This window comes from Bryocella elongata (assembly GCF_900108185.1).
Taxonomy (GTDB): domain Bacteria; phylum Acidobacteriota; class Terriglobia; order Terriglobales; family Acidobacteriaceae; genus Granulicella; species Granulicella elongata.
This window is the reverse complement of the sequence record NZ_FNVA01000001.1, coordinates 653,821-666,001: the sequence shown is the minus strand read 5'-3', so window position 1 is coordinate 666,001 and position 12,181 is coordinate 653,821. Positions and strand designations below refer to the sequence as shown.

Below are 12,181 nucleotides of genomic sequence, written 5' to 3'. Positions count from 1 at the left end.
GGGACACCAGAAGTACGAAGCAGCACGCGCGCACGCGTGCTCGGGTCTTGTTAGCAAACAAGAGGAGGGCCTCCAGGCAAGAGTTAAGAACTACGAGAGCTACAGGTCGATCAGGTATTACTTGGTGCTGACTGAAACAGCCATCATCCAGGATGAATTCAGGTCTGTAGAGAGTTCTATATCACAATGGGCTGCAGAGACGGCAACGCAACATGAAAACCAAGGCCCTTTATGCGGAGTTTTCCACGTAGGACGTCAACGATCGCAAACGCTGATACAGCATCATGCACTCTCAGCCGCGATGGCGCGAACGACATGAGGCCTCTCAACGCAAATGTTCCGAGACGAGAGATTACTGCAATCGCGAGCGACAGTCCAGACAATCTTCACTGCAACAAGAGTGCCGCCCCAGCTTCACTTCGAGAACGGAAGGAAGTCCGGGGCGGCATTCAAATTCTGCTCGATCCTAGTGGATGGTGAGATTCACAAGGGTCGAGATGCTATTGGTTCCGTCAGTCGCCACAACACTGAATGTTGAGCTCGATACGGAGGAACCATTGCCGCAGCCAGTCAACGAAACGAAGCCGCCGAAAATCAGAGCCAGCAGCAACAAGCGCGACGCGAGCTTGTACTTCTTGCGCTGCCGCCACAATCCCAGGAGCCCCGGCAAGAGCAGCGCATAGTAGATCGGGCGTCCGTCACCCGGTCCATGTTGCAGCATGCCGTGAACCGCTGCCACAGCAATCGTCAGAGTTGTCGTTTGCGCAGCTGTGCTCGACTGGGTGAAGGTCAGAGTCGATGGATTGAAGCTGCAGGTGACGCCTGCTGGCAATCCCACGCACGAGAATTGCAGCGTTCCCGCATAGCCTGCATTCGGTGCGTAGGAGAGCGTGGCCGTGGTTGATCCAGGCGCCGACACCGACAGGTACAGGCTTGGGGTGGAGGTCGTAATGCCAGCCGTTACCGCAGCCTTTGTCGTGAACGCCACGGGGGTACTCGTCACAGTCTGATTCAGGGAGTCACCGGCAAACTGCGCCGTGATGCTGTGTGCGCCAACCGCAAGCGCCGAGGTCGTGTAAGTCGCAACGCCACTGCCGCTCAAGGCGACACCACTTGTCAGCAGCGTTGAGCCGTCGTAGAAGCTCACCGTTCCGACCGGAGATTTGCTCGCCGTCAAAGTGGCCGTGAAGGTCAACGCGATTCCTTGCAACTCGCTTCCCGATGTGACTGCGGGAGCAACGGACAGCGCCAGAGCCGGCGTCCCTTTGACTACAAAGCTCACGGCCGTCGCGCTCGATGCAAGAAAGTTGTTACTCGATGTATAGCTCGCGCCTACGGTGTGGTTCCCGGCCGCAAGCCCGGTCAGCGTAGCGGTCGAGCTACCTGCGACAATGGGAATCGGCGATTGCGCTGTCCCGTCGACCGTAAAGACCACATTGCCCGCAGGTGATCCGGCCGCCGCAGCCACCGTCGCTGTGACGCTCACCGACTGCCCCAACACAGGACTCGCGGGCGTTGGAGCACCCAACACAAGCGTCGTCGCCAGCGGAGTATTTGTTCCTGTAAGCACCAGTTGCAGCGCACCCGCTCCATTGAAGGACACCGTATCTGTAGTGTTGGTGAACGTTGTCGGAGCATACGTCGCAGTCAGTGCGCAGCCCCCACCCATCACCACCGCTGACGGCACACCGCCACTGACGGTGCAATCCGCTGCAGCGGCTGCTGTCACCGAGTAATCAGCACTGTCCGTCTGAGTCAGCGACGAGATGCTCAACGGTTGGCTACCCGTGGAGAGCAGCGTGAACGTAGCCGGAAGGATGCCCGTCCCCTTGAAGCTTGCCGCCGCTTGCGTTCGCAGCAGCTCAACAACACCGCCGCTGCCGTTCGCCGTATAGACGTTCCCGTTTCCATCGACCGCCAGGGCGCTCGCCGTGATCCCGCTCGCAACAGGAAACGATACGGTGTTCGGACTCGACGGAATCGCGCTGATGGTGCCCGCAGACTTGTCCGTCACCAATAGGTTCCCCGCCGCATCCACGGCGAAGGCGCCTGGGTGAGCAACCGCCGAACTCACCACAACTGGCGTCGCGCTGGAGTATCCATAGCGATAGATGGTTCCGGCGTCAGCCACGTACAGCGCGTTTGGTGCGGCCACAGCCATAGCCGTTGGGCCCGTAAGGCCCGACGCGATCAAGGTACGTTGCGCGATGCCGTTGGCACCCACCTCATAGACCATTGCGGTTGAACTGTCAGCAACGAAGAGATTGTTCGCGCTGTCGGTCGCAAGCGCCGAGGGCGATGCGAACGTCCCAAAGCTCCCACTTGCACCAGTGGACGAGACTTGCGTCACGGAGCCACTTGCATCCGCAACATACACGTTGCCGCGTTGGTCCGTCGTGATGGCGGTGGGGTTGTTGATGGTCGCGAGCACGGTACTGCTGGCAGAGGCCCCAGTCGCACCGGCCGCGAACCGCAGCAGCTTCTTACTTGTCGCGTCGGCCACATATACGTTGCCCTGGCTGTCCACGGCCACAAGTGACGGAGTCATTCCCGTGCCGATCGTTGTGGACGTCGCAGGATCAAGCGTCGCCCCAGATCCACTACCGATCCCGCCAAGACTGAAGACCGCGGTATGTGACCCCGCAGTCGTAACGGGCATCGCCGCCCCGCGTGGCCCTGCGACCGTCGGCGTAAAGGTCGCTGTTGCGCTGCAGTCCTGGGTCGTATCGGTGTTCGTCACGCAAGTGAGGGAACTCAATGTGAAGTCCGTCGAGACGAGCGGCAGCGAGGTTGTTCCAAGCGTGTCCCCTGCAATCAGGTGCAACCGCACTGGCTGCGTCGTCGATGCTCCGGTCGCAGTTGACGGGAACATGAGGTTGGTCGCGATCTTGCGGATGCGTCCGTTCAACGTGTCGGAGATATACGCGTTCCCTTGCAGGTCAACGCCAACACCGATACCACCGCCGGTGCCAGTACCAAAGCTCGCCTGCGTTCCCAGGCAACCATCGCCGATGCTGCTCGAGTTGCAGCTCGTTCCCTTACCTGCCAGCAATCGAATATAGCCAGTATGCGCGTCCACAAACCATGCCACGCCACTGCCATCGCTGATGTACAGGTTCGACGAAGCGTCCATGGCAAGCTTCTGCGGCGCGACGTCCACCGTGTTCGCGAGCGCCGGAGCGGTGTAGTTATAGGTGCTCGATCCTGTGCCTGCGATGGTGTAGATGTAGCCGTTGGTCGGTGCCGAAACACCGAGCTTTTGCAGCAGGTTATACAGGCCCGATCCGCTGGCGCACGTTACACACAACACGCGCACGCGTGCCGCATCTGCGACATAGACGTTGTCACTCGGGTCAACCAGAACACCCTGCGGATTGCTGACGGTCGCAGCAGTTGCTAGCCCGCTATCGCCCGTCGACGAGCTGATGCCGGTGCCAATGATTGTCTGGATGTTTCCCGACGTATCGACCTCGCGGATCTTGTTGTCCGCAGTATCTGCGATATAGATATTGCCGTAACTATCGGCCGCGGCCCCGCGCGGCTGGTTGATAAGCGCGGCTGTCGCGGCGCCTCCGTCACCATTCGTCTGGGTCGGGTCACTCGGTCGCGATCCACTGCCGGCGACCAGGTACATCAGACCATCCGCAACTTTCACTTCGTACACCTTGTTGTCGCTGTATCCAGCGATGAACACATTCCCGAACGCGTCAGCAAAGACGCCGCGCGGCTTATTCAGCTTTACGAGCGTTGGGTTGCACGGTGCTCCTGCGGCAGGCAAACAAGCTGTGCCGCTCAAATAGCCAGCAAAGAGCGTGATGGTGCCATCGGGAGTAATGCGCCGCACCTCACTTGCGTTCGCATCTGTGAGATAGAGGTTGCCGAAGGGGTCCGCGACCACGCTCCGTAGATCAAGCGACGAGCCACTGAACACCATTTGCGTGGCCTGGCAGCCATTCCCGTTTGCATCCGTGGAACCGGCGCACGTGGTATTGGCGTTAGCCGCAGTAGCTCCGCCTGCAACTGTGCTCACTGTCAGGGGAAGCGCTATCGGCGCGGAGGACAGCGGGTACACCGTCGGCGGATTCACCGTGATGGCCACTCCGGTCGAGGTGGAAGCGCCGAAGTTCACCGAGCCGATGTACGTCGCCGTGACGTTATCCGTTCCCAGTGGCAGGTTGAGGCTCGCGTTTGCGGTGCCGTTGTTCAGCGTGGCAGATCCCACCGTAGAAGCCACGCCGCCATTCACACTTGCAGCGAAGGTCACCGTCCCCGTGGGAGTCCCCGCTGTGGAGGTCGTGGTCGCAACAAACTTGATCTGCACACCAACAGTAGTCGTTTTAGAAGATGCCGTGACCACTGTCGTCGTAGCCGCCGCTCCGACCGTGACGTTCGCGGGAGCAGAAGCAGATGCGGCACTCCCCGCTGCCCCGAGATACTGCGCGACGATCGAGTATGCACCAACCGGCAGGTTCAGAGTGACAGAAGCCGCTCCTCCCGCAATCGCCGAAGTGCTTGCGACCACACCATTGACCACGAACTCCACGTTCCCTGTCGTCGCTCCGGTCACGTTCGCTGTCGCAGTAAACGCGGTGCCATACGAGACCGACGCCGGCACTCCCGTCAGCACAGTCGTTGTGCTCGACGTCGCGCCAGGATTGACCACAACCTGATAAGAACCGAAGCTCACATAGGGCTGACCACTTATCGCCGGAACATAGGTGGTGTCTCCGGAGTACGAGGCACTGAATGTATGCGTGCCTGCGGCAAGTCCAGTCAGCGGCACCATTACGGTATCGCTGGAGCCCGGGAGCGTGACGGTCGTGATGCCCCCGCCGTTGGAGTCGGTCAACGTGACCATCCCCGTGGGATAGGGATACGACGCGGCCGCAACCGTTGGCGTGAGAATGACAACCGCAGTGGCTGTCTGCCCCTGCGTGATGCTTTGGTTCGCTCCATTCGGGCCCGTGAGCTCGGGAGCGATGTAGGTAAAGTTGCATGTGGGCGGCAGCAGGGTGCTGACCGTGCGGTTGTCCGTCACGACCACACCGTTCGAGCCAGCATCTGCATTGATCGCGGTGACAAAGTTCGACGATACCTGGCCGGGACCAAGCGTCACAACGGTGTTCGAAGGTGCAGTCCCGTTCAGGTCTGAGGCCTGCAGGGTAGTGAATCCCACGTTGTCGAATGTGATCCCGAGGGGATAGACCGTTCCATTGTTCGAAGACCCGGTGAGCTGCACCGTGCCTTCGGTGAGGAAGGTCAGGTTCTGAAGCAGGATATTGTTGAAGTTCGGAGTCAACGTTCCGGTGTTCGTGTTGTACAGAGGCGTGAACTGCATCAACGCCTTATGGTTCTGGAAGCACGAGTTGGAATACTGAATATTCGTGACCACCCCGCCACGGTCGTTCGCACTCTTGATGCGGATACCCGTGGAGTTGGAATCGACGCTCGCGTTGCCTGAGAGCATGTTGCCGTCAAAGAGCACGTTGCTCACCCCGCCCGACGTATAGCTCCCAATCGATTCGCCATGGCCGGCATAGAAATGATTGTTGGTGATGGAGATGTTCGTCGCGGGATTGGAGCCCGATGCACCAACTGCAACGTTGTCATCGCCATCCGAGATATACGACCGCGTCACGGTGAAGTTGTTTACATTGCCCGGATCGATACCATCCGTGTTACGTGAGCTGGTCGGTGTCACGATCTTCACATCCCATGCCGTAAAGCCCGCAACCGAGCTCGTGGTCGAAACATGGAACATCGTCGAATTCATCAGCGTGATCTTGTACATCGTGATGTTCGAAGCATTGCCGCCCAGCTGAATCATGCGCGGATTCTGTTGATTTCCTCCGCTGTTTGCAATCGTCGCGAGGCCCCACCAGGTCTGCCCCGCATAACTGGCCGGGAACGCGTTGAGAACGACGTCGCCACCACGGCCGTTAATCTTGCCGTAGCCCATGATTCCTACATTGCTTACTCCGTTGATCAGGATCAGCGGCTTGCAGGAACTCGTCGCGCTGTTGCTGTTGACGGTGCCGCAGGTATGCGTCCCGGCAACGGCGTCATAGTCCTGTGCATTGCGTGATCCGTACATCGTCACGCCCGGATCGATGAGCAGCGTCACGTTTGACGGCATCACCAGCGGCCCCGTAAGGAACGCATCCGCACCGGCGTTGCCTGCGGAGAGCTCCACGGCCTGACCGGAAGTGCAGGCGTTCAGCGCCGCCTGAATGCGCGCTCCATCGGGATTGGTGTTGGTCGCATCCACGCTCGAGGGGATGTCGCCGTTCGTGTCGGCGATCGCAGCGACGAGCTGCATGCAGACCGATGGGAAGCTAGGCTCGGTCACTGTGCGCGTATCGCCAGTCGCGACTGCCGTGGTGGAAGGCGGTGCATTGATCGTGAGTGTGCCATTGACGAACGTGAAGCTATAGTTCGTTGCGCTAAGCGTTCCCTGCACAGCTGTGATGGTGTAGCTGCCGGGTGCCGTCGGCGTGGCGGGGATAGTGGTCAGCGAAGGGCTGCCGCTCAGGACACTCGTCGTATCGGGTGGTACGAACCCAATATAGCTCGCAGTATATGTCGCGGCGGACGTACCGTAAGCGATCGTCTGGCTGTTGGCTGTGACTTGCAACACAACCTTAGCGAGCGACACGCTGCCTGTGCCATTTCCGCCGCTATAGACCGTATCGCCGGTATAAACCGCACTCAGGCTGTGAGCACCTGCGGTCAAGCCGCTAAGCGTAAACGAGGCCGCTCCCCCCGTGAGGTTCTTCGATGCTGGAGTTCCGCCATCGACGGAAAAACTTACAGATCCCGTGGGCGTTACTCCCGTTCCCGACACCGCAATATTTGCGATAACGGACTGTCCATAGCTTGCACCAGCCGTCGCAGTGATGCCAACGACAGGGGTCAATTTGGAAGACGGCGTGATGGTAACGACATAGGCACTCGCTGATGTCGATCCGAGGAAGTTGCTGTCGCCGCTGTAACTCACTGTCAGGTTGTTTGGGCCCACCGGAAGCGAGGTCGTGGTGTAGTATGCCGAGCCCGAAGCATCCAGCGTCCCGCTGATAAGCAGGCTGCCATTGTCGTAGATGCTGTAGGTACCTGTCGGTACCACGCCGGCCCCGGGAGTCTGCGGGCGATAGAGCAGCGTCACGCTCGTCCCCGCGTGTGCACTGATCGCTGTCGTCGGAGTGAAGGCATTGCTGTACCCCGCAAGAGCGGTCGTCGGGTTCCAGGACGTTCCGTTTGCCATTTGGCCCAGGAACGTCACAGGCGCCCACTTTGCTGCTTGCGCCGCAGTGGTGTACACCTGCGGAGCGATGGACGTTGTCTCCCTCGTGCCAGTTACGCCCTGCCCCGTGTTGCCCTGCGCATCTGTATACGGGATGCTGTTGTACTCCGCGTACGTCGACGTCGGAAGGTTCGTCTGCCCGGAAAATTCCAGCCACCCAAGTGGATTGACCTGGTCGACCTTCGTGTTCAGTAAGACATTCGTGGAGAACTGACCATAGGGCCGCCCGAAGTAGAGGCCAGTCATGCCCGTGCTCTGCGAGGTGAGCGTGCAGGCATTCATCACATAGCCGCTCAGGTAGTCATTCGTGCTGCCGTTGGCCACAGCCTTGTTCTGCGCAGAGATCGTCTCTGTGCCGCCACCAGCGGTCGTCGCGTGCCACTGGGTGTAGAACTGCGTCTGATCGAAGACCATCGCGGCATCGCCGAAGACATAGTCAATGTCGCCCGTGATATAGCCCTTCCAGAAGTACTGTCGCGCTGCTGTGTACGACGATCCGCTCGATCCCTGGCTGCCCGCATACAGAGTGTCCTGCAAGCTGTTGAGGCGGACATTGTTGAAGACCGACTGATCCGACCTGGTCCACACCGAGAGTGCCTGCGGATAGCAGAGTGTGCCCGCAAGGTAGAGCGCGTTGTTCGACAGATTCGAAGTGTTGGCCACGCACGAGCCGCCGGACGACACGAGAGCCGACGGATTCACACTCGTATCTGTGTTCCACGTGTTGTTGACCGTCATGTACTCCGCATAGAAATTGTTCGGAACATAGGTCGTCGTATTGATCGTTGCCTTGTCGACGTTCAGTGTCGACGAGCCCTCATCTCCTGTCTTGCCACCGTTCTGTGCGTTCGGTGTAGCGCCCGCCTCGGCAGTCAGAATGACCTTGGTGGGATCACCACCCAGGCCACGCAGCGAGACATTGGGATACGCGATGCTGACCTGTTCCGTATACGTGCCGGGCGCGATGTAAATTGCCCCTCCTGCCGTCGGCAGTGCAGCGACGGCAGCGCTCAGTGTTGTGTAATTTCCGGAACCATCCGCGGCGACCAGGTTCGTCGTAGCACCAACAGTAGACGTGGTGCTGGCCTGTACGACGCTGAAGCTCGATACATTCCCGGTCGACCCGCTGTAGTCCGTAGCATCCGTCGGAGTGAACGTCACGGCCAGGGCATACGTTCCAATGGGCAGATAGCTCGCGGCATCGACAGATATCGCCGGACCACCGGAGGGTGTCGCAGTGTAGACATACGCCCCTGGGATGCTGCCTGACGTCGCATTCAATACGCCCGTGCCCAGCGCCTGGCTTACCGGCACGCTTACCATCGTCGGCGTCCACGTCAATGAGGTTGTCGCCTGGGCGATCGAGAAGTTGCTCACCGTCGACGTTGATCCGACAATGCCGCCCTGACTCGGGTACGTTGCCTGGATCGTGTGTGCCCCCGCGGTCAGCCCCGACAGCGGCACGGCCGCGGCGTTGCTCGTAAGAGCATAGGCGGTCGCTGTACCTCCATCAATCGACACGTTCACGCTGCCTGTCGCGCTTCCGCTGGAGGGCGTCACCGTTACGGTGAAGCTCACCTCGGTAGCACTCGGCACATAGACAGGCGAGGCTGGAGTCTGGTTCGTCACCGTGGTCATCGTCGTCACGGCGGTGCCCGTCTTGGTGCCGGTTAGCGTCAGCGAGCCAATGCTGCTCGCTGGAGTCAAAGTCAGTACGTCACTGACCGCCCCGGTCCCCGATCCCGTAGGAGTGAAGCTCGCACTGAAGGTGCAGCCTTGCCCCTTGCCGAGAGCGGTTGATGCGAAGGTGCAACCCTTCGTCACCCCGGCGACTAAAGCGAAGTCGCTGGCATCCGTCTGCGCAAACAGAGGCGCCGCAAGGTTGCCGGCGTTGCCCAGTGTTCCCGTCAACGTGGTCGACGTGCTCGTCCCAAAGCCAAAGCTCACGGACGTGCGCGTAATAGCGAGAACGCCGGCCGTCGCTGCATCTGCGCTGATCACGTCGCCGTTCGCTTGCACTGCTACACCAGAGGGTTGCGAGAGCCCCGATAGCAGCGTGGTCTGTAGGCCATTGCTGGTATGCACCACAAGCGTACCGCTCGCAGCATCCTGCAGATACACCGCTCCGCCAGCATCGACCGAGAGGGACGTCGGCGTGAAGCTAGTCGCTAGGCTCGTCTGCACGCCGAGTGGGTTGATGCGGTACAGCGTCTGCGCGCCCTTGTCCGCGATGTATAGATTCGCAAGCGGGTCCAGCGCGAGAGCCACGACGCTGGTGTAGCCCGTACCCATCACGGTGGGAGCTCCACTGGACAACGCGGTGTTGACGAAGCGATAGATCGACTGGTTCGTCAGATCGTAGACGTAGATTGTGTGATTGGCATCAACGGTCACTGCGCGCGGCGCCGCGGGGTTCGTACCAGGCGTATAGCTGATGGAGCCAGCCACGTACGTGCCGCTGGAGTTCAGCGTCTCCGTGCTGATGGTCGTGCTGCTCGAGCCCACGGCGTACAACGTCTCCGATGAGTCGACCGCCAACGACACCGTTCCAGTAGGTGCACCCGACGCCAGCACGGTCACGCTGCCGTCGCTGTGAATCTGGACGTAGTTCCCTGTCGCGGAGTCCACCGCATATACGTTGCCGCTGCCACTGATTGCGATGGCTGCGGGAGTAATCGCTGCGCCATACACACCTGTCGTTGGGTTCGGGATGTCCGAAGTCAGCACTGGGCCCGAGCCCACCCCGGAGAGAGCCAATGTTCCGGCGAGAGCTCCAGTCGTTGCTACCGCGGTAGACCTGACTCCAGGCTTCGTCGGTGCAAATGTCACAGGCACCGAGCACTCTACGGTGCTGTCGGCGTTGACCGAACCGCAGGTGGTCGAGCCAAGACTGATCTCCGAGGTGCCCGGCAGAGTCGAAGCGGAGGAGGTCGTTGAGTTGTGCAACACCACGGTCTGACTGGCGGTCGAGCCCATCGCACTTGGGATTAGAGTCGTTGCAGCAACCTCACGAACGCGACTGTTCGTGGTGTCTGCCATGTAGAGGTTGTTGAACGCATCAAGAGCTATTCCCAGACCGTTCGATCCACCATAGGTGGCCGCGCTTGCAGGACAGCCATCGCCGACCGTGTCCGTCGCACTGCCGCAGACCGCGCCCGATGCGAACAGCTTGCGGATATATCCAGTCGCTCCATCCAGGTAAAGCACCGCGGCGCTGTCACCGATGTAGATGTCTCCGTTCGACGAGACCGCAACTTTGAAGATGCTGGTATCCAGCTTCGCCGCCGAGCCGAGAATTGGAGTGCTGCTCGGGGCAGTACTCGCTCCGCCACCCGCAATGGAGTAGACGTAGCCCACCACTGGCGTTACGCCGGGGTTGTTCACCGTAATCAGGTGGGCCATCGCCGTGCCCCCCATGTAAAGCACACGCACGCGAAGGTCACTCGCCGGGACGAAGACCACATCTCCTGCAGGATCCACAGCCACACCCTGGGCGGAGGAGCTGCTCGTGTTCGTGCTGGTCACGTATGCCGGGCAGCCATCGCCGAGCGCATCCAGTGCGGTCACCGTCGCACCCGAGTAACACGCTGCACCCGACGAAGGGGATGTCGCTCCGCCCAGGATCGGATAGATATGCCCTGCAGCGGTTGCCGCCGTCACAGAGCTATACGTCGGGTTCATCGAGATGACACTGGCCATCGGATTTGCCACGCCGTTCCAGGTCGCTGGTCCCACGACCACGCGATAGCGCAGGTTCGCCGTGTCCGCAATGAACACGTTCCCATACACATCAGCTGCGACCCCGCGCGGCTGATTCAACTCCGCGACAGACGTGGAGCATGTCCCCGTCGGCAGCGCGATACCCCCATCAGCGCCTGCACCGCCGGTGCCCGCAGAGCTGGTCGTGGCCACGCAACCGGCCACCGAGTACATATAACCAACCAGATGTTTTCCAGTGGTATTCGGGCACAACGGCGAGGTCGCATTACAGAGCACCGAGATCAGGCTGCTCCCATACCCCGCCACGAACACGTTGCCCCATGGGTCCGTGCCAATGCCTCGCGGAGTGCTGCTGAACACCGTCTGAGACTGCGGACAGCCATCACCGTTGGAGTCAGTCTTGCTCGAGCATGCCGTGCCCTTACCCGCTGCGAGCGTAATGATGCCCGAACGTGCATCAATCTTGCGAATCGCACTGTTGCTGCTATCGGCTACCCATACGTTGCCAAACGGATCGACCGCAACGCCGCCACGCAGGTCGCTGCTGAACACCGCGGACGCGCCAGGGCAACCATCACCAAACGCGTCCAGCGCAGTCAGCGACGAGTCCGTAACGCACGCCGAACCACTCGCAACTCCGGTCGCGCCACCTGCCAGACTGGTGATCGTATTGGGCAGAGCGATCGGTGCCTGCTGGGCGCTCGAAGCGCTGCCACGCAAGGCTGCGGTCACAACAACGGCGATAACAAGACGTGCGAATACGTGCGGATAGCGCATGGGATCTCCCGGCAGCCTGACCCGTTCCAAAAGTTGCCTTACAGGTGCCGGAGAAATCTAGGAGCCCGACCCAAAGCTTGTCAAGCATGCATCTTGAAGAATCGGAGGATCGAGTGCTGGACCTCATCCACGTTTGATCTATATGAAATTGTTTCAATTGGGGATTCTTGCTCCACGAGCGTCGGGCGACCGTCGGCACTGGCCGCGCCGCAGGAGTCTTTCGACGCGGCTCCTGTTTCGTCCGATGTGCTATTTGCCGGTCTGACAGATCCGCTACGGCACCGCACTGAACCTGAAGGATCCTTCAGGCCGTATCGCGACGAATGAGCTAAGACTCACGGGAGATGCAGTGCAGAAGAAGCGTTCGGGCGAGGAGCTTCGTCG

At 60.3% G+C, this 12,181-nt stretch carries 1 protein-coding gene; it reads right to left on the bottom strand.

What is annotated here, in order from left to right; genetic code table 11:
• Positions 1-466: 466 nt before the first annotated feature.
• Positions 467-11,797 carry a pectinesterase family protein gene (locus C4S68_RS02750; protein WP_103931470.1) on the bottom strand — a complete coding sequence of 3,777 codons (11,331 nt, stop codon included), beginning with the start codon at positions 11,795-11,797 and terminating at the stop codon, positions 467-469.
• Positions 11,798-12,181: the final 384 nt, after the last annotated feature.

Coding starts and splice junctions, on each gene's coding strand:
- C4S68_RS02750 (WP_103931470.1), bottom strand. CDS start 11,797: ATGCGCTATCCGCACGTATTCGCACGTCTTGTTATCGCCGTTGTTGTG.